At 75.5% G+C, this 25,939-nt stretch carries 24 protein-coding genes; 16 read left to right on the top strand and 8 right to left on the bottom strand.

Annotated features, from left to right (window positions below; all coding sequences use genetic code 11):
* The first annotated feature begins 149 nt into the window (after positions 1 to 149).
* The 7 genes from moeZ (at position 150) to CRP29_RS07605 (ending at position 9,918) form a co-directional block, all read left to right on the top strand.
* Positions 150 to 1,310 (top strand): adenylyltransferase/sulfurtransferase MoeZ, encoded by a 1,161-nt coding sequence (moeZ, locus tag CRP29_RS07630; RefSeq protein WP_097194446.1) that lies wholly within the window; start codon positions 150 to 152, stop codon positions 1,308 to 1,310.
* Positions 1,311 to 1,390: 80 nt separating this feature from the next.
* Positions 1,391 to 1,972, top strand: a complete 582-nt coding sequence (locus CRP29_RS07625; RefSeq protein WP_097194870.1) for a TIGR03086 family metal-binding protein — start codon at positions 1,391 to 1,393, stop codon at positions 1,970 to 1,972.
* Positions 1,973 to 2,001: 29 nt separating this feature from the next.
* Entirely contained in the window at positions 2,002 to 2,385 is a 384-nt protein-coding gene (locus tag CRP29_RS07620) for an MGMT family protein (RefSeq protein WP_097194445.1), read from the top strand.
* Positions 2,386 to 2,389: 4 nt separating this feature from the next.
* A complete protein-coding gene (locus tag CRP29_RS07615; RefSeq protein ID WP_141437084.1) occupies positions 2,390 to 3,133 on the top strand; it encodes a biosynthetic peptidoglycan transglycosylase in 744 nt (247 codons plus the stop codon).
* 53 nt (positions 3,134 to 3,186) lie between these two features.
* Positions 3,187 to 3,351, top strand: a complete 165-nt coding sequence (locus CRP29_RS22655; RefSeq protein WP_176522875.1) for a hypothetical protein — start codon at positions 3,187 to 3,189, stop codon at positions 3,349 to 3,351.
* A 70-nt stretch (positions 3,352 to 3,421) separates the two neighbouring features.
* Complete coding sequence (locus CRP29_RS07610; protein ID WP_245852615.1) at positions 3,422 to 6,610, top strand: ATP-dependent helicase; 3,189 nt, start codon at positions 3,422 to 3,424, stop codon at positions 6,608 to 6,610.
* The gene (locus CRP29_RS07605) at positions 6,607 to 9,918 is read left to right on the top strand and encodes an ATP-dependent helicase (protein WP_097194442.1); all 3,312 of its coding nucleotides are present in this window, start codon (positions 6,607 to 6,609) and stop codon (positions 9,916 to 9,918) included. Before CRP29_RS07610 ends, CRP29_RS07605 begins: the two co-directional genes overlap by 4 nt.
* A gap of 48 nt (positions 9,919 to 9,966) precedes the next feature.
* On the opposite strand, the gene CRP29_RS07600 is transcribed toward CRP29_RS07605, so the two are convergent.
* On the bottom strand, positions 9,967 to 10,812 hold the full coding sequence (locus CRP29_RS07600) for an alpha/beta fold hydrolase (protein ID WP_097194441.1): 846 nt from the start codon (positions 10,810 to 10,812) through the stop codon (positions 9,967 to 9,969).
* Positions 10,813 to 10,869: 57 nt separating this feature from the next.
* Between CRP29_RS07600 and CRP29_RS07595 the strand changes: the two genes are divergently transcribed.
* Entirely contained in the window at positions 10,870 to 12,303 is a 1,434-nt protein-coding gene (locus CRP29_RS07595; protein WP_245852612.1) for a M20/M25/M40 family metallo-hydrolase, read from the top strand.
* Here CRP29_RS07595 and CRP29_RS07590 read toward each other — a convergent pair.
* Positions 12,300 to 13,277, bottom strand: a complete 978-nt coding sequence (locus CRP29_RS07590) for a putative protein N(5)-glutamine methyltransferase (RefSeq protein ID WP_097194439.1) — start codon at positions 13,275 to 13,277, stop codon at positions 12,300 to 12,302. The two genes, CRP29_RS07595 and CRP29_RS07590, sit on opposite strands and share 4 nt — an antisense overlap.
* Positions 13,278 to 13,332: 55 nt before the next feature.
* On the opposite strand from CRP29_RS07590, the gene CRP29_RS07585 reads away from it, so the two are divergent.
* The 4 genes from CRP29_RS07585 to nudC all read left to right on the top strand — a co-directional run bounded on the left by CRP29_RS07585 (position 13,333) and on the right by nudC (position 17,987).
* A complete protein-coding gene (locus tag CRP29_RS07585; RefSeq protein WP_245852610.1) occupies positions 13,333 to 14,217 on the top strand; it encodes a DUF2510 domain-containing protein in 885 nt (294 codons plus the stop codon).
* 145 nt (positions 14,218 to 14,362) lie between these two features.
* Complete coding sequence (locus CRP29_RS07580) at positions 14,363 to 15,673, top strand: M16 family metallopeptidase (protein WP_097194868.1); 1,311 nt, start codon at positions 14,363 to 14,365, stop codon at positions 15,671 to 15,673.
* Entirely contained in the window at positions 15,670 to 17,031 is a 1,362-nt protein-coding gene (locus CRP29_RS07575) for a M16 family metallopeptidase (protein ID WP_097194438.1), read from the top strand. The genes CRP29_RS07580 and CRP29_RS07575 overlap by 4 nt, the downstream gene beginning before the upstream one ends.
* On the top strand, positions 17,028 to 17,987 hold the full coding sequence (gene nudC, locus CRP29_RS07570) for an NAD(+) diphosphatase (protein WP_245852608.1): 960 nt from the start codon (positions 17,028 to 17,030) through the stop codon (positions 17,985 to 17,987). Before CRP29_RS07575 ends, nudC begins: the two co-directional genes overlap by 4 nt.
* Before the next feature lie 6 nt (positions 17,988 to 17,993).
* Here the strand turns inward: nudC and CRP29_RS23235 are convergent, their stop codons facing one another.
* From CRP29_RS23235 to CRP29_RS07555, 3 genes are all read right to left on the bottom strand, one after another.
* Positions 17,994 to 18,329: a nucleoside/nucleotide kinase family protein gene (locus tag CRP29_RS23235; RefSeq protein WP_245852606.1), complete on the bottom strand. Its 336-nt coding sequence runs from the start codon at positions 18,327 to 18,329 to the stop codon at positions 17,994 to 17,996.
* Positions 18,330 to 18,640: 311 nt separating this feature from the next.
* Positions 18,641 to 19,138 carry an ANTAR domain-containing protein gene (locus CRP29_RS07560; protein ID WP_245852604.1) on the bottom strand — a complete coding sequence of 166 codons (498 nt, stop codon included), beginning with the start codon at positions 19,136 to 19,138 and terminating at the stop codon, positions 18,641 to 18,643.
* 82 nt (positions 19,139 to 19,220) lie between these two features.
* Positions 19,221 to 19,487 (bottom strand): mycoredoxin, encoded by a 267-nt coding sequence (locus tag CRP29_RS07555; protein WP_097194435.1) that lies wholly within the window; start codon positions 19,485 to 19,487, stop codon positions 19,221 to 19,223.
* 152 nt (positions 19,488 to 19,639) lie between these two features.
* Between CRP29_RS07555 and CRP29_RS07550 the strand changes: the two genes are divergently transcribed.
* From CRP29_RS07550 to CRP29_RS22645, 4 genes are all read left to right on the top strand, one after another.
* Positions 19,640 to 21,649 carry an ATP-dependent helicase gene (locus tag CRP29_RS07550; protein WP_097194434.1) on the top strand — a complete coding sequence of 670 codons (2,010 nt, stop codon included), beginning with the start codon at positions 19,640 to 19,642 and terminating at the stop codon, positions 21,647 to 21,649.
* A 125-nt stretch (positions 21,650 to 21,774) separates the two neighbouring features.
* A complete protein-coding gene (locus tag CRP29_RS07545; RefSeq protein WP_141437083.1) occupies positions 21,775 to 22,080 on the top strand; it encodes a hypothetical protein in 306 nt (101 codons plus the stop codon).
* Positions 22,081 to 22,221: 141 nt separating this feature from the next.
* Positions 22,222 to 22,563: a WhiB family transcriptional regulator gene (locus tag CRP29_RS07540; RefSeq protein ID WP_281256784.1), complete on the top strand. Its 342-nt coding sequence runs from the start codon at positions 22,222 to 22,224 to the stop codon at positions 22,561 to 22,563.
* Positions 22,564 to 22,649: 86 nt separating this feature from the next.
* Positions 22,650 to 22,814, top strand: a complete 165-nt coding sequence (locus CRP29_RS22645; protein WP_176522874.1) for a hypothetical protein — start codon at positions 22,650 to 22,652, stop codon at positions 22,812 to 22,814.
* A 148-nt stretch (positions 22,815 to 22,962) separates the two neighbouring features.
* Here CRP29_RS22645 and CRP29_RS07535 read toward each other — a convergent pair whose 3' ends face one another.
* The 3 genes from CRP29_RS07535 to CRP29_RS22640 all read right to left on the bottom strand — a co-directional run bounded on the left by CRP29_RS07535 (position 22,963) and on the right by CRP29_RS22640 (position 25,763).
* Complete coding sequence (locus CRP29_RS07535; protein WP_217991494.1) at positions 22,963 to 24,285, bottom strand: ABC1 kinase family protein; 1,323 nt, start codon at positions 24,283 to 24,285, stop codon at positions 22,963 to 22,965.
* Positions 24,286 to 24,435: 150 nt separating this feature from the next.
* On the bottom strand, positions 24,436 to 25,488 hold the full coding sequence (locus tag CRP29_RS07530; RefSeq protein ID WP_097194432.1) for a ThiF family adenylyltransferase: 1,053 nt from the start codon (positions 25,486 to 25,488) through the stop codon (positions 24,436 to 24,438).
* A gap of 122 nt (positions 25,489 to 25,610) precedes the next feature.
* Positions 25,611 to 25,763 (bottom strand): DUF5679 domain-containing protein, encoded by a 153-nt coding sequence (locus tag CRP29_RS22640; protein WP_012950213.1) that lies wholly within the window; start codon positions 25,761 to 25,763, stop codon positions 25,611 to 25,613.
* Between the last annotated feature and the right edge of the window lie 176 nt (positions 25,764 to 25,939).

Below are 25,939 nucleotides of genomic sequence, written 5' to 3'. Positions count from 1 at the left end.
CTCGGCAGGCCGTCAGGCGTGCCGGACCCCGCGCTCGGCGCCGGGACGACGGGGCTGCGTCGGGCGGGAAGGTTCCCGGCTGTCACGCTGTTGGGAAGCGTGAACGACGGCCCCGTCGCGGGCCGCTGTCGACCGAACGAGGAGCAATCGTGTCCCTGCCACCTCTGGTGGAGCCCGCCGCCGACCTGTCCATCGACGAGGTCCGCCGCTACAGCCGCCACCTGATCATCCCCGACGTGGGCATGGACGGGCAGAAGCGGCTCAAGAACGCCAAGGTGCTCGCCGTGGGCGCCGGCGGTCTCGGGTCGCCGGTGCTCATGTACCTGGCCGCGGCCGGCGTGGGCACCCTCGGCATCGTCGAGTTCGACACCGTCGACGAGTCCAACCTGCAGCGCCAGATCATCCACGGGCAGTCCGACATCGGCCGGTCCAAGGCCCAGAGCGCGCGGGACTCCATCAAGGAGATCAACCCGCTGATCGACGTCCGGCTGCACGAGACGCGGCTGGACAACGAGAACGTGATGGAGATCTTCAGCCAGTACGACCTCATCGTCGACGGCACCGACAACTTCGCGACCCGCTACCTGGTCAACGACGCGTGCGTGCTCCTCGGCAAGCCCTACGTGTGGGGCTCGATCTACCGCTTCGACGGCCAGGTGTCGGTCTTCTGGAACGAGCACGGCCCGAACTACCGCGACCTCTACCCGGTCCCGCCGCCGCCCGGCATGGTGCCCAGCTGCGCCGAGGGCGGCGTGCTCGGCGTGCTGTGCGCCACCGTCGGCGCCATCCAGGCGACCGAGGCGGTCAAGCTGATCACCGGCATCGGCGACACGCTGCTCGGCCGGCTGATGGTCTACGACGCCCTGGAGATGACCTTCCGCACGATCAAGGTGCGCAAGGACCCGGAAGGCGAGCCGATCACCGAGCTCATCGACTACGACAACTTCTGCGGCGTCGTCTCGGTCGAGGCGCAGGAGGCGGCGGCCGGCTCGACGATCACCGTCGACGAGCTCAAGGACATGATGGACTCCGGCAAGGAGTTCGACCTGATCGACGTCCGCGAGCCCAACGAGTACGAGATCGTCTCGATCCCGGGCGCGCGGCTGATCCCGAAGGACGAGATCCTCTCCGGGCGGGCGCTGTCCGAGCTGCCGAACGACAAGCCGATCGTGCTGCACTGCAAGACCGGCGTGCGCTCGGCCGAGGTCCTGGCGGCGATCAAGGCCGCCGGCTTCAAGGACGCCGTCCACGTGCAGGGCGGCGTGACCTCGTGGGCCACGCGCATCGACAAGGCGCTGCCCACCTACTGAGCCCCTCCTGCTCAATCTGACGGCCCGGTCCGCCCTCCCCCGGGGAGGCGGGCCGGGCCGTCGGCATGTTCACTGGCGGCATGGCCGACTTCTCCCATGTCGAGCTGCTCGAGCTCTTCCAGCGTGCGCAGGCGCAGTTCACCGACCGGGTGGACGCCGTCGAACCCGGCCAGTGGGAGGACGAGGCGCTCCCTGGCTGGACGGTCGCCGACCTGGTCGCGCACCTGATCAGCGAGCAGCTGTGGGCGGTGCCCCTGCTGGCCGGGGAGCCCTACGCCGAGGGGCGCTTCCCCGACGACACCGGTGACCTCCTGGGCGACGACCCGCTCACCGGGTGGGAGACCGCCGCCGACGGGGCGCTGACCGCCTTCGCCCAGGACGACGCCCTGCGGCACACCGTGCACCTCCAGCGCGGCCCCACGCCCGCCGGGCAGTACATCCTCGAGATGACCGCGGACCTCACGGTGCACGCCTGGGACCTGGCCCGGGCGACCGGCGGCGACACCGAGCTCGACGGCGAACTGGTGACGGCGGCGCTGATCCTGGGCGAGCAGCTGCCGGAGGACGGCCTGCCGGGGTTCTTCGACCCGCCGCTGGACGTGTCGGCGTCGGCTCGGCCGCAGACCCGCCTCCTGGCCCGCTTCGGCCGCAAGGACTTCTGAGCCGCCCGTCGGGCGGGCACGATGCGCGGGTGGACGACGCCGTGCTCGACGTGGACGAGGCCGTCTTCGACGTCGTGGAGCAGATCCCGCGCGGGCGGGTCAGCACCTACGGCGCGATCGGCCGGCTGGTGGGGGTTGGCCCGCGCCGGGTGGCGCGGGCGCTGAGCTCCGGCGGGGGAGCGGTGCCCTGGTTCCGGGTGGTGCGGGCCGACGGCACGGTCGCCGAGCCGGTCCGGGTCCGGCAACTGGAGCTGCTCGCGAGCGAGGGCGTGCCGATGCGCAACGGCCGGATCGACCTCGCCGCCGTCGGCTGGCCCGACCGCGACACGGACGTCGTCCCCAGGGATGACGCGGCGTCGAGCACGATCATCAACCGGGACGACGCGGGAGGAGGGCCCCGCGCGATCGGATGAGGGGGTGCAGAACCTGAGCTCGCAGCGCAGTGCTCCCTCCGCCCGTCCCGTCCGCTGGGTGCGGCGCGGCCGCCGGCTGGTCGTGACCCTGGTCGTGGTGGTCGCGGTCGCGCTGGGCGCCGCCTGGTCGGCCACCCCCGGAGTGGGCGACGCCCGGGCGCGGGTGGACGCGCGGCTGGCCGCCTTCGCCGGGACGCCGGTGGCAGCCGAGGTGCCCCCGCGGATAGCCGCCGCACTGCTGGCCACCGAGGACAGCCACTTCGCCGATCACATCGGCATCGACTGGCGGGGCGCGCTGCGGGCGCCGCTGGGCTTGGTCAGCGGGCGCGACCGCGGCGGTTCCACGCTGCACCAGCAACTGGCCCGGATCCTGTACGAGGACGGCGCCACCGATCCGCTGGCCAAGGCGCGGGCCGTCGTCCTGGCGGTCAAGATCGACCGCGGGTGGAGCAACCTCGACATCCTGCGGATGTACCTCGACGCCGCCTACTTCGGGCACGGCTTCTACGGCGTGGGAGCCGCGGCGCGCGGCTACTTCGGGCTCGCACCGGACGAGCTGGACTGGGCGCAGGCGACGGTGCTCGTCGGCCTCGTGCAGGCGCCCAGCGCCTACGACCCGCTGGTGCACCCGGAGCTGGCGAAGGCTCGCCAGGCGCACGTGCTGGACCGGCTGGTCGCGGTCGGCACGCTCGCGCGCGCCGACGCCGAGGCGATCGCCGTCCAGCCCTGGCGGCTGGCCGAGGAGTGACCGGCGGGAGGTCACCGCTACAGCTCCGGCCCGGATCTGCCGACTTCCGGCCCATGAACGCGATCGCATGCCGAGCGGTGGCCCAGGCCGGGCTCGTCGCGGCCACGGCGTCCCTGGACGACGAGGGCCCCTGGCCGCTCCTGCAGGTCGCCGGCTGGCTGACCACCGCGGCGGGCCTGATGGTCGAGGCCGCGCTCCGCGAGGCCGCGCTCGCCTGAGCCGGGACGGGCGCCCCCCGCCCGTCCCGTCCGCACCGGAACTGTCGGTGCGGCGTGCTTCCATCGAGAGGTGGCACAGGGGGGAGCGCCGGTCTACCGGCTCGTGCAGGGGGAGCGGCCGCGCGTCGCGCCGCCGTCGCTCGACCCGACGCAGCAGGCCGTCGTCGACCATCCGGCGGGGCCGCTGCTGGTGCTTGCCGGGCCGGGCACGGGCAAGACCACCACGATCGTCGAGGCGGTGGCGACGCGGATCGAGGCCGGCGTCGATCCCGAGCAGATCCTGGTCCTGACGTTCAGCCGCAAGGCCGCCGCCGAGCTGCGCACGCGGATCACCACCCGCGTCGGGCAGACGATCCGCGAGCCGCTGGCCCGCACGTTCCACTCCTACGCCTACGGCGTGCTGCGCCGGGCGGCCCTGCTGCGCGGCGACGTGCCGCCCCGGCTGCTCACCTCGGCCGAGCAGGACGCCGTCATCGCCGAGCTGCTGCGCGGCGACGTCGACGAGGAGGGCGCGGTCCGCTGGCCGGCGGACCTGGCGCCCGCGCTGGGCACCGAGGGCTTCCGCACCGAGCTCCGCGAGCTGCTGCTGCGGGCGGTCGAGCGCGGCGTCGCCCCCGATCAGCTGGCGGCGTGGGGGCGGGAGACCGGCCGCGAGCACTGGGTGCACGCTGCCGCCTTCCAGGAGCAGTACGAGGCGGTCACCGCCTTCTCGACCTTCGGGCGGGGGGACGCGTCCGGGTTCGACCCCGCCGAGCTGGTGCGGCAGGCCATCTTCGAGCTGGACGGCGATGCCGAGCTGCTCCGGCAGGAGCGCGAGCGCGCCCGCTGGCTGTTCGTCGACGAGTACCAGGACACCGATCCGGCGCAGGTCGAGCTGCTCGCGCTGCTCGCCGGCCGCGGCGGCAACCTGGTCGCGGTCGGCGACCCCGACCAGTCGATCTACGCCTTCCGCGGCGCCGAGCCGCGGGGCATCAGCGAGTTCCCCGACCGCTTCCTGCACACCGACGGGCGGCCGGCCGGCCGGGTGTCGCTGGGGGTGTCCCGCCGGTCCGGCGCGGAGCTGCTGCGGATCAGCCGGCAGGTCGCCGACGGGCTGCCCGGCCCGTGGGAGCATCGTCGCCTGGCGGCGGGGGAGTCCCCGGACCCGGGCGCCGCCGAGGTGCACGTCTTCGGCTCCGCCGCGATCGAGGCCGTCTACCTCGCCGACCGGCTGCGCCGCGCCCACCTGCTCGACGGCGTGCCCTGGTCGCAGATGGCCGTGATCGTGCGCACCGCCGCGGCGCTCGGTCCGCTGCGCCGGTCCCTCGCGTCCGCGGGCGTGCCGATCGGGGTGTCCTCCGACGACCTGCCGCTGGCCGGGCAGCCGGCGGTCGCCCCGCTCCTCGGCGCGCTCCGGGCGCTGCTGCCCCGGCCCGGCACCGAACCCGCGGACGGCGTCCCGACCGGGCTGGACGAGCCGGCGGCCGAGGCGCTGCTGGCCTCGCCCCTCGGCGGCGCCACCGTGCTCGACCTGCGCCGGCTGCGCCGCGCCGTCCGGATCGAGCTGGCCCGCCGGGGCGTCGACGCCGCCGAGCGCGGCGCCCCGCTGGCGATGGCGCTGGAGGACGACGCGCTGCTGGAGGCGCTGCCCGACCACGTCGCCCGCCCGGCGCTGCGCGTCTCGGCGGTGCTCGGCGCCGGCCGGTTCGCGCTGGCCCAGGACGGCACCGCCGAGGACGTGCTGTGGGCGATGTGGCAGGCCAGCGGGCTGGCCGCGAAGTGGGCCCGCGCGAGCGCCGCCGGCGGGCCGCCCGGAGCGGTCGCCGACCGCGACCTCGATGCCGTCGTCGCGCTGTTCGACGCCGCGGCGGGCTTCGTCGACCGGCTGCCGAAGGCCGACGTCCGTGCCTTCCTCGCCCACCTCTCCGCGCAGGAGCTGCCCAGCGACACCGGCGCCGCCCGCGCCGCGGCGGGGGAGACGGTGCGGCTGCTGACCGCGCACGCCTCCAAGGGCCTGGAGTGGGACCTGGTCTGCATCGCCGGGGTGCAGGAAGGCGTGTGGCCCAACCTGAGCGAGCGCTCCTCGCTGCTGGGCGCCGAGGTGCTCGTGGAGCGGGCCGCCGGTATCGACGGGGCGTCGGTCGACCGGCGTGCGCTGGCGCTGGCCGAGGAGCGGCGGCTGTTCTACGTCGCGGTCACCCGCGCCCGCAGCCGGCTGCTGGTCACCGCGGTGCAGGGCGCCCTGGACGGCGCCGACGCCGGGGCCACCGCCTCGCGCTTCCTCGACCTGGTGGAGCCGGCGCCGGAGGACGGACGGGCGCTCACCGAGCTGCCCCGCTCCCTGACGCTGCCGGCGCTGGTCGCCGAGCTGCGCCGCGCGGTCACCGACCCGGCCACCGCTGCCACCCGACGGTCCGCGGCCGCGTCGGTGCTGCGCCGGCTCGCCGACGAGGGCGTGCCCGGCGCCTCGCCCCGGCACTGGTGGGGCCTGGCCCCGCTGTCGGACGACGCCCCGCTGGTCCCCGAGGAGGCCGACGTGCGCGTCCGCCCCTCCCACATCGAGACCTTCCAGCGCTGCCCCCTGCGCTGGGTGCTCGGCGCCGTGGGGGCCGAGGCTTCGCCCGACTCGACCCGGACGGTGGGCACCGCGGTTCACGCGATCGCCCAGCAGGTCGCCGAGGGGCTGCCGCCCGCCGAGGCGCCCGCCGCGCTCGACGGCGAGCTCGACCAGCTCGACCTCGGTCCCGGCTGGGCCGACCAGCGCCAGCGCCAGTCGGCACAGGACATGCTGGCCCGGTTCCTGCGGTGGCACGCCGCCAACGACCGCGAGCTGGTCGGCGTGGAGGAGAACTTCGACGTGCTCGTCGGCCGGGCCCGGCTGCGCGGCCAGGTCGACCGGCTCGAGCGGGACGCCGACGGGCGGCTCGTGGTCGTCGACCTCAAGACCGGCAAGACCGTCGCCAAGAACACCGAGGAGCACGGGCAGCTGGCCGCCTACCAGGTGGCCGTGGCGGCCGGGGGCTTCGGCGAGCACGGCGCGGTGCCCGGCGGTGCGGCGCTGCTGCAGGTCGGCAGCGGGGCGAAGGCCAAGGAGCAGCACCAGCCGCCGCTCCCGGCCGACGTGCCGGTGGAGACCACGTGGGCGGGCGAGCTGATCACGGAGATGGGCGAGGGCATGGGGGCGGCGACGTTCGAGGTGCGCACCGGCAGCCACTGCGCGCGCTGCCCGGCGCGACGCAGCTGCCCCATGCACGAGCGCGGCCGGCAGGTGACCGGATGAGCCAGCTCTCCTTCGACGACCTCCTGGGCGACGCCGCTCCCGACCCGGTCGAGCCGCGCCGGATCCTCACCCCGGCGGAGGTCGCGGCCCGCTGCGGCCTGTCGTACGCGCCGTCGGCGGAGCAGGCCCGCGTGGTCGAGGCGCCCGCCGACCGGCCGCTCGTGGTCGTCGCCGGCGCGGGCTCCGGCAAGACCGAGACGATGGCCGCACGGGTCTCGTGGCTGGTCGCCAACCGTGTGGTCGAGCCCGAGGAGATCCTCGGGCTGACCTTCACCCGGAAGGCCGCCAGCGAGCTCAACGAGCGGGTGCACCTGCGGCTCGGGGCGCTGGCGCGGCACCCCGACACCGAGCCCGGGCTGCGCGACCGCCTCGCCATCGCCCAGCCGACCGTCGCGACCTACCACGGCTACGCCGCCGCGCTGGTCGCCGAGCACGGGCTGCGGATCGGCGTCGAGCCCGGCGCCGGCGTGCTCGGCCCCGCGATGTGCTGGGGCCAGGCAGCCACCGTCGTCTCGGCCTGGACCGGCGACATGAGCGACGTCCCGCTCACCCCGCTCACCACGGTCGAGGACGTGCTGGCGCTGGCGGGCGAGATGGGCGAGCACGACGTGACTCCTGAACGGCTGCGCAGCTGGACGGCGCGGCTCGAGGCGCAGATCGCCGGCTACGCCGACGCCCCCAAGAAGCGCGGGCCCTACGCTGCGGTGAACGAGATGCTCGCCCGGCAGCGGGCCCGGGTCGCGCTGCTGCCGCTGGTGGAGGCGTTCGAGGCGCGCAAGCGGGCGATGGGCTCGATCGACTACGCCGACCAGGTGGCCCACGCCGCGCGCATCGCCGTCGCCGCGCCCGAGGTGGGTCGCCGCGAGCGGGCGCGCTGGAAGATCGTGCTGCTCGACGAGTACCAGGACACCAGCGTCGGGCAGCTCCGCATGCTGGAGGCGCTGTTCGGGGGGAGCACCGGGCACCCGGTGCTCGCCGTCGGTGATCCCCGGCAGTCGATCTACGGGTGGCGCGGGGCCTCGGCCGGCACGATCGAGCGCTTCGACCGCACCTTCCCCGGGCGCGGACCGTTGCGGGCCCAGCGGCTCACCCTGGCCACGAGCTGGCGCAACGACGAGACCGTCCTCGCGGTCGCCAACGCGGTCTCCGGGATGCTCCCGCCGCCCAAGCAGTCCCTGCCCGACCTGGCACCGGCGCCGACGGCCGGCCGGGGGGCGGTCACCGTCGGCCTCTACGACACGATCGCCGACGAGACCGTGGCGCTCGCGGACCGGCTGGCCGCCTGCTGGCGGAACGAGGACCCGCTCGTCGCCCGCCCCGACGGCGCGCACCCCACCGTGGCCGTGCTGGCGCGTACCCGCAAGCAGCTGCCCGGCATCGCTGCAGCACTGCGCGAGCGCGGCCTGCCGGTGGAGGTCGTGGGCCTCGGCGGGCTGCTCGAGGTGCCCGAGGTGTCCGACGTGGTGGCCACCCTGACCGTGCTGGTCGACCCGACGGCGGGCGACGCGCTCGGCCGGCTGCTCACCGGTGCCCGCTGGCGGATCGGGCCGCGGGACCTCGCCGCCCTGGAGGCACGGGCCCGGGCACTCGTGCACGCCCGGCGCCCGGCGCCGGCGGACGGCGAGGGCGCCGGGCCGGTCGTCGAGGCGCCGGTCGAGCGCGGCTCGATCGTGGAGGCGCTGGACGACCTCGGCGAGGCGGGCGACTACTCACCCGACGGGCACCGCCGGCTGCGCCGCCTGGGCGCCGAGCTCGCGCACCTGCGCAACCGGCTGGGGGAGTCGCTGCCCGACCTGGTCGACGAGGTCGCCCGCACGCTGGGCCTGGAGACCGAGCTGGCCAGCGCGCCCGAGGCCAGCCCGGCCGGTGCGCGCGCCCACCTGGACGCGCTGCACTCCGTCGCGGCGGAGTTCACCGAGCTCGCCGACCTGCCCTCGCTGCCGGCGTTCCTCGGTTACCTGCGGGACGCCGAGGAGCGCGAGCGCGGCCTGGAGCCCGGCGAGGTGGCGGTCAACCCCGAGGCGGTGCAGCTGCTCACCGGCCACTCCGCCAAGGGCCTGGAGTGGGACGTGGTCGCCGTGCCGGGGATGACCGTCGACCAGTTCCCCTCGCGGAGCAACGCCAGCGACTCCTGGATCAAGGACCCGGGCGCGGTCCCGGCCGACCTGCGGCTCACCGACCGCGCCGAGCTGCCGGAGCTCGTGCTCCCGGTGCCCGGCTCCGGCGACCAGGCCGCCGTGCGGGACGCGCTCGAGCAGTACGTGCAGGACTGGAAGGACTTCGGCCGGGACGAGGAGATCCGGCTGGGGTACGTCGCGGTGACCCGCGCCCGGCACCTGCTGCTGTGCTCGGGCAGCTGGTGGCGCGACGGCGTCAACCCCTGCGGCCCGTCGGTGCTGCTGCACACCGCGAAGGAGGCCTGCGAGGCAGGCGCGGGTGAGGTCGTGCACTGGGCGCCCGCGCCCCCCGACGGCGCCACCAACCCGGCGCTGGAGGAGTGGCCGATCGGGAGCTGGCCCACCGACCCGCTGTCGGCCCGCCGGCGCCGCGCGCTCAGCGCGGCCGCCGAGCTGGTGGAGGCCGCGGCTCCGCACCCGCTGGACCCGGAGCTGTCCCTCGGCGACGACGACCCGCTGGTGGCCTCCTGGGTGCGCGACGCCGACCTGCTGCTCCGCGAGCGCGCCCGGCACGCCGGGTCGACCGTCGACGTCCCGTTGCCCTCGCACCTGTCGGTGTCCGCCCTGGTGACGCTGCGCCGCGACCCCGGCGAGCTGGCCCGCCGGCTGCGCCGGCCGATGCCCGCTGCGCCGGCACCCCAGGCCCGGCGGGGAACCGCGTTCCACACCTGGCTGGAGGAGCGTTTCGGCGCCGCGCGGCTGGTCGACCTCGACGAGCTGCCCGGCTCCGGGGACGAGTTCGCCGCCCCCGACGCCACGCTGGCCCAGCTGCAGGAGGCGTTCCTGGCCGGCGAGTGGGCCGACCGCCAGCCCGTCGAGGTCGAGGTGCCCTTCGAGACGCCGCTGGGGCCGCTCACGCTGCGCGGGCGGATCGACGCGGTGTTCCGGCGCGAGGACGGCGGCTACGAGGTCATCGACTGGAAGACCGGCCCGACGCCGACCGGCGCGGAGCTCGCCGCGGCCGGCGTCCAGCTCGCCGCCTACCGGCTGGGCTGGTCGCGGCTCACCGGCGTCCCGGTGGAGCAGGTGAGCGCCGGGTTCCACCACGTCGCCGCCGGGCTCACCGTCCGCCCGGTCGACCTGCTCGGGGAGCAGGCGCTGCTGGACCTGGTCACCGGGGCCGGCACCTGAGCCGGTCACAACCCGGTGACCGGCCCGGGACAGTGACCCTCTGACCGGTCAGCTGGCGGCGATCCGGTCCAGGATCGCCGCGGCGAGCTGCTCGGGTGCCTGCTCCGGGATCCAGTGCGTGACGCCGGGGAGCGTCACCATCCGGTAGTCGCCGGTGACGAACCCCGCGCAGGCGTCGGCGGCGGTGGCGCCGATGGCGACGTCGCGGTCGCTCCACACGTAGGTGGTCGGCACCTGCACCTCGTCCAGTCGGACGCCCGAGCTCATCGCGCGGTACCAGTTGAGTGCGGCGGTGAGCGCTCCCGGCGCGGACAGCGCGCTCACGTACTCGTCGACCGTCTCGGCGGAGATGCCGCTGTTCTCGACGTCGTACATGCCGCGCAGCCGGCGGGCGCCGTCGGCCAGCAGGACCTCCTCGGCCTTGCCCTCCTGCCAGAACAGCCGGATGTAGGCCGAGCGTTCCTTCTGCTCCGGGTCCACGCGGAAGGCGGCGGTGTAGGCGGCCGGGTGCGGCACCGACACCGCGGTCAGCGACCGCACGCGATCGGCGTGCCAGGCGGCCAGCGTCCACGCGACGTTGGCGCCCCAGTCGTGGCCGACGACGTCGGCGACCGGGATCTCCAGCGCGGTCATCAGGTCCGCGGTCACCTGCGCCAGGTTCTGCATCGAGTAGGCGTCGACGTCGGCCGGGCGGGCGCCGGGGGAGTAGCCGAGCTGGTCGGGCGCGTAGGTGCGCAGCCCGGCCTGGGTGAGCAGCGGGGTCACCGCGGCCCAGCACGCCGACGTCTCCGGGAAGCCGTGCAGCAGGAGCACCGGCCGCCCGTCCTCGGGACCGTCGACGCGCACGTCGAAGGTCAGGTCGCCGACATCGGTGCGCAGCAGTTCTCCGGCCATGCCCCGGACGCTAGCCGGGAGCCGGTGATGCCGCGCACGGCACTACGGTCGGATGCCGTGACCAGCAGTCCGGAACGCGCCTTCGTCTCCGCCCACCTCGACGACCTGCACGCCGATCTGGGCGCCTGGCTGCGCATCCCGTCGATCTCGGCCGACCCGGCGCACGCCCCCGACGTCGCTGCCAGCGCCGAGTGGCTGGCCGACGCGCTGCGCCGCACCGGCTTCCCGACGGTCGAGATCTGGCCCACCGCCGGGGCGCCGGCCGTCTTCGCGGAGTGGCCCAGCGCCGACGCCGGGGCACCGGTCGCGCTGGTCTACGGCCACCACGACGTGCAGCCGGTCGACCCGCCCGAGCTGTGGGTGCACCCGCCGTTCGAGCCCACCGTGGTCGAGGGCGAGGACGGGCCCGAGCTGCACGCCCGCGGCGCGATCGACGACAAGGGCAACGTCGCCTTCCACCTGCTCGGCATCCGGGCGCACCTCGCCGCGACCGGCCGGGACACTCCGGCGGTCACCGTGAAGCTGTTGATCGAGGGCGAGGAGGAGTCCGGGTCCCCGCACTTCGCGGCGCTGCTGCAGGAGCGCCGCGACCGGCTGGGCTGCGACGTCGTCGTCGTGTCCGACACCGGCATGGCCGCCCCCGACGTGCCGAGCGCGGTCACCGCCATGCGCGGCCTGGCCGACGCCGAGATCACCCTGCGCGGCCCGGCGGTCGACCTGCACTCCGGCTCCTTCGGCGGTGCGGTCCCCAATCCGCTGCACGCGCTCGCCGAGCTGCTGGCGAAGCTGCACGACGAGCACGGGCGGGTCACCCTGCCCGGCTTCTACGACAAGGTCCGCCCGCTGTCCGACCGCGAGCGCGCGCTGATGAGCCGGGTGCCGTTCGACGAGCAGGCGTGGCTGGCCGGCCCCGCCGCCTCCCGCGCCACCTACGGGGAGGCCGGCTACAGCACCCTGGAGCGCACCGGCGCGCGGCCGACCGCCGAGGTCAACGGCATGTGGGGCGGGTACACCGGCCCCGGCCACAAGACGATCATCCCGGCCGAGGCGCACGCCAAGGTCACCTTCCGGCTGGTCTCCGACCAGCGCCCGGAGGACGTCGGGCCGCAGCTGCGTGCCTGGGTCGAGGCGAACGTCCCCGACGGCATCGTGGCCGAGGTGCACACCCCGCCGGGCGGCGTCGCGCCCTGCGCCAGCGATCTGGACTCCCCGGCGATGGGCGCGCTCCTGAGCGCGATCGGGCAGGCGTTCGACACCGACCCCGCGGACGTGCTGTTCACCCGCGAGGGCGGCAGCGGCCCGGAGGCCGACCTGGTCGAGGCGCTCGGCGCACCGCTGCTGTTCCTCGGCGCGGGGCTGCCCACCGACCGGATCCACTCGCCGAACGAGCGGGTGCTCCTGTCGATGGTGCACCGGTGCGCCGAGGCCGCCGCCCACCTGTGGCGGGAGCTGGCCGGCCTTCGGCGGCAGCCCTCCGGGGTCAGCCGCTAGCCCTCCGGGGTCAGCGGATCCACCCGGCGGAGGAACGACCGGCTCGCCAGGTGGTGCGACAGCTGCTCGCGGTGCTCCGCGCAGGCCAGCCAGACCTTCTCCCGGTCGGGCGTGTGCACCTTCGGGTTGTTCCAGACCAGCGCGTAGCCGGCCAGCGCCCGGCAGCCCTTGGCCGAGCAGATCGGCGCGTCGTCGTCCACCCGCCCAGTCTCGACCCCGCGGCCCCCGACCACGACGGTCGCCCCCCGCTCGTCGTCGTTCACCACCCGCGGCCGCAGCCCGGCGGCGGTCAGGGCGGCGACCGCCGCGGGGAGCTGCGCCTCGCCCGCCTCGAACAGCAGCGAGCCTCCGGGAGCCAGCCACTCCGCGGCGCCGCCGACGACGCGCCGGGCGACGGCGAGCCCGTCGTCCCCGCCGTCGAGGGCGGTCCGCGGCTCGTGGTCCCGCGCCTCCGGCGGCATCAGGGCCAGCGCGAGGGTGGGCACGTAGGGCAGGTTGGCGGCCAGCACGTCCACCCGCCCCCGCAGGCCCGCGGGGAGGGCGGCGAACAGGTCGCCCTCGTGCACCGGGACAGCCGGCAGGTTGCCCCGGGCGCAGCGCACCGCGACCGGATCGACGTCGGCGGCGTGCAGGTCGATGCCCGGGTGCCGGGCGAGCAGTGCCGCGCCGACCGCACCCGATCCGCAGCACAGGTCGACGACGACGGCGCCCGGCCGGACCAGTGCGGCTGCCTCGCGCACCAGCAGCTCGGTGCGCCGGCGCGGCACGAACACGCCCGGCCCGACGGCGATCCGCAGGCCGTCGAAGGCAACCCAGCCGACCAGGTGCTCCAGCGGCTCCCCGGCCACCCGGCGGCGCACCAGCTCCTCGAGCCGGCCGGGCGGACCGGCCTCGGCGACCAGCAGCTCCGCCTCGTCCTCGGCGAAGACGCAGCCGGCCGCCCGCAGCCGGTCGACGACGAGCGCGACGTCCACGGCGTCCTCCTCGAATCGTCGACGGCACGGTACGCGCGCCGCCTAGGGTTGGAACGTGACCTCCTCCGGCCAGCCGACCCCGCCGCCGGGCTGGTACGCCGACCCCGATGGCACGCCGGGCATGGTCCGCTGGTGGAGCGGGTCGGCGTGGTCGGACGTCGCCACCCCGGCCGGCCCGGGCGTCGCCGTCCAGAGCTCGCCCTCGGCGCCGCAGCGCACCGCCGTCCAGGCCCCCTGGACGCCGGCTCCCGGGCCGGCGCCGAGGCGTCCGCGCCGGGCGGCGTGGGTGGCCGCCGGCGTCGTGGGCCTCGTGCTCGCGGTGGTGCTGGCGCTCGTCGTCGGGACCGGGGGAGAGGACGACGCCGTCGCGGGGCGCGACCCGCTGCCCTCGACCGGCCAGTCGCCGTCGGGGCCCTCCTTCGCGCCGGGCACGGTGCGGATCGTCGACGAGGAGGCGGGGATCGCCTACCCCTACCTCGGCACCGGCTGGCTCGAGTACGGCCTCGCCGCCATGCCCGAGACCACGGCGGTCGCGGGCCAGTACTTCACGACCCAGGAGGACACCCCGGTCGGGCAGTTCATCGCCCAGGTGACGTCGGGACCGGTCGCCGAGGGCTACGGCTGGTCCGGGCCGGGCACGCAGGCCACCACGGTCGCCGCCCTCGCCGACAGCGTCCGCGGCAACTACTACCCGCAGCCCAACGAGCGCCGGATCCTCCGCGACGAGGCGACCACCGTCGACGGGCGCGCCGCGCACGTCCTCGAGTTCCAGCTCGCCTGGGACGTCGAGGGGTACGACGCCTCGGGGGAGCGGGCCGCGCTGCTGCTCATCGACGTCGGCCGCCCCGCCCCGGCGCTGCTCTACATCTCGATCCCCAACACCCACGCCGAGCTCTACGGCGTCATCGACCGCCTCATCGCCGCGGTCGAGGTGCTGTAGGAGCCGCTCGACGATCAGGTGACCTGATCGTCGAGCGTCCTACCTCAGCGCAGACCGTGAGGGAGGACGCTCCACGGTGGAGGAGGACGGCGGCGACGCCCACCGCACGGGCGGTCCGGGGGCGCCCGCGATTACTGTCGAGAGCGTGACAGCAGCCGGAACCGAACTGATCCTCAGGCATCCGGTCGAGCGGTTCACGCTGGACAACGGGCTGCGCGTCGTGCTGGCGCCGGACCGCAGCGTGCCCGTCGTCGCGGTGAGCGTCTTCTACGACGTCGGCATGCGCAACGAGCCCGAGGGCCGCACCGGGTTCGCCCACCTCTTCGAGCACCTGATGTTCCAGGGTTCGGCGCACGTCCCGAAGATGGAGCACGCCCGCCTGGTGCAGGCCGCCGGTGGCACCTTCAACGGCTCGACGCACCAGGACTACACGAACTACTTCGAGGCGCTGCCCGCCGAGGCGCTCGAGCGCGCGCTGTTCCTCGAGGCCGACCGCATGGCCGCCCCGGCCATCACCGAGGAGAACCTCCGCAACCAGATCGACGTGGTGAAGGAGGAGATCCGGGTCAACGTGCTGAACCGGCCCTACGGCGCCTTCCCCTGGCTGCAGCTGCCTCAGGTCGCGTTCGAGAGCTTCGCGAACACCCACGACGGCTACGGCTCGTTCGTCGACCTGGAGTCCTCCACCGTCGACGACGCCGCCGACTTCTTCTCCACGTACTACGCACCGGGCAACGCCGTCCTCTGCATCGGCGGGGATCTCGACGTCGCCGAGACCGAGCGGCTGGTGCAGCGCTGGTTCGGCCCGGTCGCCACCCGCGACGTGCCGCCCACCCCGCGCACCGGTGAGCCGATGCCGACGTCGGTGCGCTCCGTCGTCGTCGAGGACCGGCTGGCCACCGCGCCGGCCGTGGCGCTGGGCTGGCGGGTGCCCGACCCGGTCGCCCGGTTCGACGAGTACCTCGGCACCGTCCTGCTGGCCGAGCTGCTCAGCGAGGGCGACGCCTCGCGGCTGGAGCGCCGGCTGATCCACGACGACCGCACCGCCATCGCGCAGAGCAGCTACGTCGGCCTGTTCGGCGACCCCTTCGACGTCCGGGACGCCACGTTGTTCACCACCCAGGTGCACCACCCGGCCGGCGTGCCGGTCGAGCGGGTCACCGCCGCGGTGCACGAGGAGATCGCGCGGATCGCCTCCGACGGCGTCCCGGCCGACGAGTTGCGGCGGGTGCAGGCCCGCACCGAGGCGCAGCTGCTCCGGCAGGCCGACTCCGTGCTCGGCCGCACGCTGGCCTTCGCCGCCGCCGAGCTGGTCCACGGTCGGGCCGAGCTGGCCGGTGAGCTGGCCGCGCGGCTGGCCGCCGTCACCCCCGAGCAGGTGCAGGCCGCGGCCCGCGGGCTGGATCCCGGCACCGTCGCCGTGCTCGAGCTGCGCCCGGCGGGAGGACGGCAGTGACCGCGACCCTGGACCTGTCCCTCATCCCGCCGCTCGGCGAGCCCCGGCCGCAGCCGGTCCCGGCCGCCACCGAGACCACCCTGGACAACGGCCTGAAGCTGGTCGTCGTGCCGCGTCCGGGCGTCCCGCTGATCGAGCTCCGCCTGCGGGTGCCGTTCGCCCCGGCGGACGCCGGCGCCGCCGAGGGGCACACCGCCGAGGCTTCCGTCCTCTCCGGCGCGGTGCTGCTCGGGACGGCCTCGCACGACCAGGCGGGTCTCGCGCAGCTGCTGCAGGGCCACGGCGCGGAGATGTCCGTGTCCGCCGACAGCGACCGCCTGCTGTTCGGCACCACGCTGCTGCCCGGCGGCCTGCGGCCGGTCCTCGGCGTGCTCGCCGAGCTGCTCACCTCCGCCACCTACCCGGCCGACGGCGTCGAGGGCGAGCGGGACCGGCTGGCCGAGCGGATCACGATCGCCCGGTCGCAGCCCGCCGTCATCGCCCGCGCGGCCCTGGGTGCCCGCCGATACGCCGGGCACCCGTACGCCATCGCGCTGCCCGACCCGGCGCTGGTCTCGGCGGTCACCGGTGCCGACCTCCGCGCGCTGCACCACGGCCGGGTGCTGCCCGCCGGCAGCACGCTCGTGCTCGTGGGCGACCTCGACCCCGCGGACGCCACCGGCGCCGTCGCCGAGGCGCTGGCCGGCTGGACCGGCACGGAGCGGGCCACCGAGTCGGCCCGCGCGACCTCGCTGCACGCCCCGGTGCTCGACCTCGTCGACCGGCCCGGTGCCGTGCAGTCCAACATCCGGCTGGGCGGCCCGGCGCCGGGCCGCACCGACCCGGACCTGCCCGCCGTGCGGCTGGCGGCGATGGTGTTCGGTGGCTACTTCTCCTCCCGGCTGGTCGAGAACATCCGGGAGCGGCGGGGCTACAGCTACAGCCCGCGCAGCTCCGTGGAGCACCTGGCCGCCGCCTCCTCCGTCCTCGTCGAGGCCGACGTCGCCACCGAGGTCTCCGGCCCGGCGCTGATGGAGACCGTCTACGAGCTGGGTCGGATGGCGCTGACCCCGGTGACCGAGGCAGAGCTCGACGCCGCCCGCCGGTACGTCCTGGGCAGCATGGCGCTGTCGACAGCCACCCATGCCGGCCTGGCGAGCACCCTGTCGGCGCTGGTCGGTGCGGGCCTGCCGGTCGGCTGGCTGGCCGCGCACCAGAAGGCGCTCGAGGCGGTGACCGTCGAGCAGGTGCAGGACGTCTCGCGCCGCTACCTCGCCCCCGGCGCGCTCACCGGCGTCGTCGTCGGCGACGCCGGGGTGGCCGAGGCCCAGCTGGCCGCGCTGGGGCCGGTCACCGTCCGACGGGACGTCGAGTCGTGACCGTTCCGCCTCCCGGGGACCCGGACCGCATGCGGCGCCCCTCGTCGGCCTGGCCGGACGGCGCGACCCCGTCGTCCGGCTCGGTCCCCGTGCTGTCCCGCGTGGCGCACGACCGGGCCCACCTGGCCCGCGCGCTGCCCGACCCGACCGGCGGCCGGCCCGTCCTCGTCCTGACCGTGGACATCCAGCGCACGGTGCCCGTGCGCGAGGCGTCCGACGGGCCGCAGCTGGTGTGGGACGAGCAGCCGGCGCTGCCGCTCGGCGCGGTCTTCCTCGGCGAGGCCGACGGCGTCCCGTACGCCGCGGTCAGGGGAGAGCGCTCGCTCACCGTGAACGGGCAGCCGGTCGACTCCTGGGCCCACCTGCGCGACCTGGGCACCGTGCTCGGCGACCTCGACGCCGGCCTGCTGGTGCAGGCCATCGGCATCCTCGAGTGGCACGAGCGGAACCGGTTCAGCCCCCTGACCGGCGCACCCACCACCATCGAGCGGGCCGGCTGGGTGCAGCGCGACCCCACCACCGGCACCGACATCTTCCCGCGCACCGACCCCGCGGTGATCATGCTGGTCCACGACGGGGCCGGGAACGTCGTCCTGGGCCGCCAGGCGATCTGGCCGCCCGGCCGCTACTCCGTCCTCGCCGGGTTCGTGGAGCCGGGGGAGTCCCTCGAGGCCGCGGTCGCCCGCGAGGTCGCCGAGGAGGTCGGGCTGGAGGTCACCGACGTCCGCTACGTGGGCAGCCAGCCGTGGCCGTTCCCGCAGTCGCTCATGCTGGGTTTCGTCGCCCGGGCGGAGCAGGGCGGCGAGCTGGTCCTCGACCCGACCGAGATCGAGGAGGCGCACTGGTTCTCCCGCGACCAGCTCCTGGCCGGCGACGGGCTGTCCGCCCTGCCGCCGGCGGTGTCGATCGCCCGGAACATCATCGACCGCTGGCTGGCCGGCGAGTTCGACGACTGAGCAGGGTCAGCCCCAGCGGCCGCTGAGCACGAGGGCCGGGCGGTCGGCGTGGTCGGTGAGCACGACCGCGTCGGCGAGCGCGACCGGGTCCACCTCGTCGTCGTAGCGGTCGAACGCGGGCAGCACCCACGCCTGGTCGGCCGGGATGCGCCGCCGGCGGGCGGCCGGCGCGACGCGCAGGTGGACGACGACGTCGAAGGCCAGCCCGATGCCCTGCAGCAGCGTGCCCGGGACCAGCAGGATCCCGCCGGGCGGCGCGGGCTCGGGGCGGGTGCGCACGGCGCGGTCCCGTTCCAGGTCCCAGAGCACCGGCAGGTAGCTGCCCGGCCCCCCGGGCCCCACCGGTGCGAGCACCTCGCGGGTCAGCGCGCCGGCGTCCAGCCAGTCGGTGTACCGGGCGTCCGGATCGGTGCGGCCGTGCTCCAGCCGCAGCGACGCGGGCCGGTAGAAGCCCTCCGCGGGGACGACGACGGCACCCCGGCCGCGCGCCGGCAGCCGCTCGGCGATCGCGGTGGCCAGCGTGCCGGGAGCGGCCAGCTCGGGGCCGTCGACGGCGACGCGCAGGGCGGTGGCGCCGGGCTCGGGCGGCGTTCCGGCGAGCAGGTCGGCGAGCCGGTCGGCCAGTGCGGCGGGGCTGAGCGGAACGGGGGAGGTCAGGACCGGCCGTCCGCCGCGGCCAGCGGGACCACCGGCTCGGCGGCGGCGGGAGCCGGCGCGTCGACGGCCAGTCCGTCGAGGACCGTCCGGGCGAGCTCGGCGACGGGCCGTCCCGAGGAGCGGGCGTCGCGGCGCATCGTCTCGAAGGCGGCGCGGGCGCTCACGCCCAGACGCTCGGCCAGCACGCCGATCGCCCGCTCCGTGGCCACCCGTGCGGCCAGCGCGTGCTCGAGCTGGGCGACCGTGCGCTCCAGCGCGGCGATGCGGAGGGTCGCCTCGTCGACGACGGGCGCGGCGGGGCCGTCCACGGCGCCGCGGGCCGACCGGCGGGCGGAGCGGTCGGGCTCGGGCAGCAGCCCGAACTCCTCGGCGATCAGGTCGGCGAGCGACATGCCCTCGACGACGTCGCCCACGACGTCGTCACCGGCGGCCGACCGGACGACCCACCCCGCCGGGGTGCGGGTCAGCGCCACGGCGGCGGGCGGGGCGGTCACGGGAGGATCGACGGCGTTCCCCGACCCCGCGAGCAGGCGGAACTGCCCGTCCGAGGGGCGGGGACCGGGGATCACGGCTGCGTCACGCCTCCGCGGCCGCGGCGAGCTGCGCCTTGACCTGGTCGATGCTCGGGTTGGTCAGCGCGCTGCCATCGGCGAAGATCAGCGTCGGGACGGTGCGGTTGCCGCCGTTGGCGTTCGCCACCAGCTCGGCGGCGGCGGGGTCGGTCTCGATGTCGACCTCGCCGAAGGAGATGCCCTCGATCTGCATGAGCTTCTTCAGCCGTACGCAGTAACCGCACCACGTGGTGGTGTACATCGTCACGGCGGTGCTGTCGGTCGTGGTCATCGGGTCGATTCTCCCTGGTCGGTCCTGGCCGGTCCACCCCCCGAGAGGGCGTACCTCGGTGTGTCGGTGAACGCGGCCGTCCTGGGGATGCTTCCCCACCACGTCGGTGGAGGCTGGGAGGATCGCCCTGTGACACGAGCGCGGAGCACCCGATGAGCGCGGCGACCCGGTCGGGATCCCGCGCGGAGGACGTGCTCGCCGGGCTCGACGAGGAGCAGCGGACCGCGGCGCAGGCCGTCACCGGCCCGGTCTGCATCCTGGCCGGTGCCGGCACCGGCAAGACCCGGACCATCACCCACCGCATCGCCTACGGCGTGCACACCGGCGTCTACGTGCCCGAGCAGGTCCTCGCGGTGACGTTCACCGCCCGTGCGGCCGGCGAGCTCCGCACCCGGCTGCACGCCCTCGACGTCGGCGGGGTGCAGGCCCGCACGTTCCACGCCGCCGCGATGCGGCAGCTGCGCTACTTCGCGCCGCGGGTGCTCGGCGGCCCGATGCCGGCGCTGATCGAGAACAAGCTGCGCGTGGTGGCCACCGCCGCCGCGCGGAACCGGCTCACCACGGACCGGACCAGCCTGCGCGACCTCGCCAGCGAGATCGAGTGGGCCAAGACGACGCTGGCGACGCCGGAGGACTACCCGGCGCGCGCCAAGGCCGCGGGCCGGGAGACGCCGTTCGAGGCCGCCGCGGTCGCCGCCGTCTACGCCAGCTACGAGTCGGCGAAGGAGCGGGACGGAGCGCTGGACTTCGAGGACCTGCTGCTGGTCACGGCCTACGCCCTGGAGGGTCACCCCGACGTGGCCCGCACGGTCCGCGACCAGTACCGGCACTTCGTCGTCGACGAGTACCAGGACGTCAACCCGCTGCAGCAGCGGCTGCTGGACGCCTGGCTGGGCGGTCGCGCCGAGGTCTGCGTCGTGGGCGACCCGAACCAGACGATCTACTCCTTCACCGGCGCCGACCCGGACTACCTGCTCGGCTTCGCCGACCGCTACGCCGACGCCGAGGTGGTCAAGCTCGAGCGCGACTACCGGTCCACGCCGCAGGTGGTCGGGCTGGCCAACCGGCTGATCGGCATGGCGCCGAAGCGCAAGGGGCTGCCGGGCCTGCGCCTGCTCGGTCAGCGGGCGGACGGCGTCGAGCCGCGGTTCGAGGAGCACCCCGACGAGCCGGCCGAGGCCGCGGCCGTCGCCAAGCGCTGCCGGGCGCTGATCGACGAGGGCCTGCCGGCGAGCGAGATCGCCGTCCTGTTCCGGATCAACGCGCAGTCCCAGGTGTACGAGTCGGCGCTGGCCGATGTCGGCGTCCCCTACGTCCTCCGGGGTGGGGAGCGGTTCTTCGAGCGGCCCGAGGTGCGCGAGGCGGTGCTGCTGCTGCGCGGCGCGGCCGCGGGCGGCAGCGAGCCCGGGATGCTCGTGCCCACGGTGCGCGACGTCCTGGCCTCCACGGGCTGGGCCGAGCACCGCCCGCCGGCCGGGGGAGCGGCGCGGGACCGCTGGCAGTCGCTCTCCGCGCTGGTCGACCTCGCCGTCGACCTCGTGGAGGAGACCCCGTCGCTGGACCTCGCCGGCTTCGTGTCGCACCTGGCCCAGCGCGCCGATGCCCAGCACGCCCCGACCGTGCAGGGCGTGACGCTGGCGTCCATGCACGCGGCCAAGGGCCTGGAGTGGGACGCCGTCTTCGTCGTCGGGGTGGTCGACGGCGTCCTGCCCATCGCGCAGTCGCTGTCCCGGCCCGATGCGGTGGAGGAGGAGCGGCGCCTGCTCTACGTCGCCATCACCCGCGCCCGCGAGCAGCTGACCCTCTCCTGGTCGCTGTCCCGCAACCCGGGGGGTAAGCGGGCCCGGCCGCGCAGCCGGTTCCTCACCGGCCTGGCTCCCGATTCCGGCCCCACGGCGCCGCACGCCCGCAAGACGGCGAAGCGGCCCAAGGTGGTGCTCGAGGGCGAGGCGGGCGAGCTGTTCGAGCGGCTGCGCGCCTGGCGCAGCCAGGCCGCGCAGACGCAGTCGGTGCCCGCGTACGTCGTGTTCACCGACGCGACCCTGCAGGCGATCGCCGAGACCCGCCCCGCCAACCTGCGCGAGCTGTCCGCGCTGCCCGGCATCGGGTCGCGCAAGCTCGAGCTCTACGGCGAGGACGTGCTGGCCGCCGTCACCGGCTGAGAGAAGTCCCGGTTAATTCGATTGACCGCCCCGTCGCCCCCTTCTAATGTCCTGAACCACACGAGCTGCACCCAGCCCGAGCGCCGCCACCCGGCCTCGCTCGCTACCCGGAAGGAGGGGTGAACGTGAACAGCACGACGTGGACCGACGCCCCCGCCGGGTTCTCCGGCCCGGGCAGCATCGGCATGCCTCTCTCCGCCTGCTCCTCCGCCGTCGGCGGCACCCGGGTCCTCACGGCCCCCACCGCAGCTCCGATCCACGGGAGCGATCTGCCCGTCGCCGTCCGCCTGCGCCCGATCGATGAGCGCGGCGGAACCGTCGAGTCCTACCTCGTGCAGGCACTCGCCATCGCCGGCACCGCTCCGCTGAGCGCCACCGACAACTTCGACACCACCCTCGGGATCCACTCCCCGGGGAGACCGCAGAGCTAACCGCTCGCCGGTCCTCCTCGAGGCCGCGGAACCCGAACCCCGGGATCCGCGGCTTCTTCGTTTTCGCCGCGGCACCCGGCCCCGACTTCGGTCGGCGGGCCCCCGCCGGCCGTCAGACGACGAACACGAGGAGGAGCGGCAGTGCTGCAGACGATCGACCGCCCGGCGTCCCTCCGCCGGACCCCGCCCGGGTCCGGTGGCACGACGCCGCGGCGGCCGCAGCCGCCTCTGTCACCCGCACCGGTACGGCATCCCGTGCCGTGCCGCGAGGAGGACCCGGAGCTCTGGTTCGCCGAGAGCCCCACCGATCTCGAACTGGCCAAGACCCTGTGCGCTCAGTGCCCGGTCCGCGACGCCTGCCTCGCCGGCGCCCTGGACCGCGCCGAGCCCTGGGGCGTCTGGGGCGGCGAGATCTTCGACCGCGGCGTGGTCATCGCGCGCAAGCGGCCGCGTGGCCGTCCCCGCAAGGTGACCGCCGCATGAGCACCCGAGGGCAGTCCGTGCCCGCCGCACCGGCGCGGGCCACCACAGCACCGACCACAGCACCACTGACTCCAGAGGAACCCGTCATGCTCATGTACGAACACGCACTGGCGCAGAGCCGGATGCAGGAGATGCGCGAGGAGGCGCTGGCCGCCTCCCGCGCGCACCGGCTGTACGTGGCCCGCCGGGCCGCCCGTCGCGCCGAGCGGGCGGTGCGCCGTGCCGCTCGTCTCAGCGCCTCGGTGTACTGATCACATCGCGACCCTCCGGGCCGCACCGCGGCGATGACACCGTCATCCTCCGGATGACACCGCGGCCCGGAGGCGTCCCCCTGCTGCGCTGAGCGTGTCGGTCGTCCCTACGCGGACCCCTCCGGGGTCCACTCGGGACGACACGGCCTCACTTCGCGAAGCCGGGGAGCCACTCCTCGAGGACGCCGCGGAACCCGCCGGCGGCGTCCAGCTGGCACAGGACGCCGATCGACCCGATCGTCACCCGGTGGATGAGCAGGTAGGCCGGGGGCAGGTTGAGCTGGCGGCCCAGCCTGCTGGCCTCGAGACGCGGGTCGGCGATCCGCGCCGCCTGCTCCTGCATCCAGGCGCGGGTGAAGTGGAACCGGGTCTCGGCGATCGGGTCGAGCATCGGCCGCAGGAAGTCGTGCACCCCCTGCGCGTCGATCTGCGCGTTCGGCAGCACGAAGCCCTCGGCGCGCAGGTCGGCCAGCACCTCCTCCGCCTTGCCGTCCAGTGCCCAGCGCAGCAGCCGGCCGATCGGCTCGGGGTGGCCGTCGGGCAGCCGCGCCGTCGCCCCGAAGTCGATGACGCCCAGCCGGCCGTCGGCCAGCAGGCGGAAGTTGCCCGGGTGCGGGTCGGCGTGCAGCAGGCCGGCGCGCTGCGGGGCGGAGAAGTGCAGCAGCGCCATCAGCATGCCCGCACGGTTGCGCTGCTCGGGCGTGCCGCCGGCGATGATGCGTGACAGCGGGGTGCCGTCGAGCCACTCGGAGACGATGACCTTCGGCGCGCTCGCCACCACCCGCGGCACCACGATCTGCGGGTCGTCCGCGAAGGCCGCGGCGAAGCCGCGCTGCGCGTCGGCCTCCAGGCTGTAGTCCAGCTCCTCGACCACCCGGGCCTTGAGCTCGGCGATCAGCGGCTTCACGTCCATGCCCGGGAACAGCACGGCGAACATCCGGGCGAACCGGCTCAGCTGGTTGAGGTCGGACATCAGCGCGGTCGCCGCGCCCGGGTACTGGATCTTCACCGCGACGTCGCGACCGTCCCGCCAGGTCGCACGGTGCACCTGGCCGATGCTCGCCGCCGCGGCCGGCTGGTCGTCGAACTCCCTGAACCGCTGGCGCCACGTGCCACCGAGCTGCTGGGCCAGCACCGCGTGCACGGTGCGCACCGGCATCGGCGGGGCCTCTTCCTGCAGCTTGACCAGCGCCTCGCGGTAGGGGGCAGCCATCTCCTCGGGCACCGCGGCCTCGAAGACCGACAGCGTCTGGCCGAGCTTCATCGCCCCGCCCTTGAGCTGCCCCAGGACGGCGAACAGCTGCTCGGCGGTGCGCTGCTGCAGCTCCGCGGAGACCGCATCCGCCGACTGGCCGGACAGCCGCTTGCCGATGCCGAGAGTGGCTCGACCGGCGGCGCCCAGCGGAAGGGATGCCAGCCGCGCGGTCCGGGAGACCGAGCCCCGCGGCATCACCGGTCGGTCGTCGCTCACGCGGCCTCCTCGCTGGCGCTCGTCAGCCGCGTTCGCGGAGCTGCTGTGCCCATTGGTGAGCTCGCGAGCTCGCTCACAGATCCTCCTCGTCGGCGCCGTGCCCGCCCCCGCGGCGGCGCGGAGACGTCTCGGGCGAACCCGCGAGCGCGCTCACGGGCCATTGTCCCCTGTCGTTCGGTCCTCCCGCTGGGCGCAGCCGCACTCCGGGTGTGCCGTCCAGCGCCGCACCCGGGGGGCCAGGTCGGGAGGGACCAGCTCCAGGGTCGCATCCAGGGCGGCCGGGGCGGCGCTGCCGTCGAGGTAGGCGAGCACCTGCACGGCGGCGGTCGCGGCGGTGAGCAGGCAGGTGACGGTCGCGCCGCTGGGTGGCGGTTCGGCGGCCGTCAGCTGGGCGGCGAGCTGCGGCCAGCGCGGATCCGCGTCGCGGCGGTGCAGATCGGCGCAGCGCAGGCAGCTGGTGACCCCCGGCAGGACCAGCGGCCCGACCACGCCGGTCGAGCCGCGGACGGTGGCCACCAGGTGCGGCACACCGGCCCGGAACCAGCCCGCGGCCGTGGGATCGGACGCCGCCCACGGCCGGGCGAGCACCACGAGGTCAGGGGTGGTGCCCCCGGTCGGCGGACGCAGGTCGGCCAGCGGGTTCGCCCGGCGCACGGCGTCGGCGGCGGCCAGCGACCGCGGGCGCCCCTCGTCGGCGGCGGTGGCTCCGCCCACGACGACATCGCCGGCCGCGGTCAGCCCGGCGTCCCGGACGCTCACCCGGCCGACGCCGCTGGCCGCCAGCACCGCCGCCAGCGGGGTGCCGACGCGGGTCGCCCCGTCGACCACGACGACGGCGGCCCGCCGGGCCCCCCACCCGCCGGACGGCGGCGTCTCCACGGCGTGGCGGGCGGTCGCGGCCGGCCCCGCGTCCGTGGCCAGCAGGTCGACGGCGTCGACATCGACCAGCAGGCCCGCGGCGCGCAGTCCCTCGAGGACGGCCGCCACCGCACCGGCGTCCGCCCCCTGGCGCGCGGCGTCGGCCACCACCGCGCGCTGCGCCCGCCGCCCGTCGAGGCCGCGGAGCACGGCGGCGAGCCCCTCGGGCTGGGGGCTCACCAGCAGACCCTCAGCGGTGTCCACGCCACCCACCTGGAGGTCGACGGCGTCGCTGCGCAGCAGGGGCGTGCCCGCGGGGAGCAGGGGATGGGCGGTGTCGCTCACCGGGGGAGCGTGCCAGCGCCGGGCCGGTGGTGGGAGCTCCGTCCACAGGGGACCCCGGGACGACGACGGCGGCGCCCCGAGGGGAACGCCGCCGTCGTCGGCCCCTCAGCGGGGCCCGGGTCTCACGCCTTGCCGAGGATCCGGTTCATCTTGGTGCCGCACACGGGGCAGGTGCCCTGCGCCATGCGGCGACCGGACTCGCTGACCTTGACCTCGCCGTCGAAGTCGCGCTTCTCCTTGCACTTCACGCAGTAGCCGTTGTAGCTCTCAGCCACGGGATCTCCTCGTCTCGGGGGGCGTCCCGGCACGCACGCCGGGCGCCGTTGCGCAGGAACGCTACCCGTGTCGGCGTGTCCCGATACCGGGGGCGGGCCCCGGGTGCAGGACCCCTGCCCACAGCCTGTGGACAACGTTGTGGAGCAGGTGGGGAACCGTCGGCGTGTCCCTGTGC

This window comes from Blastococcus aggregatus, assembly GCF_900221005.1.
In the GTDB taxonomy this organism is placed as follows: Bacteria; Actinomycetota; Actinomycetes; order Mycobacteriales; family Geodermatophilaceae; genus Blastococcus; species Blastococcus aggregatus.
Note: the sequence above shows the minus strand (reverse complement) of the source record. Positions and strands in the feature narration are given on the sequence as shown.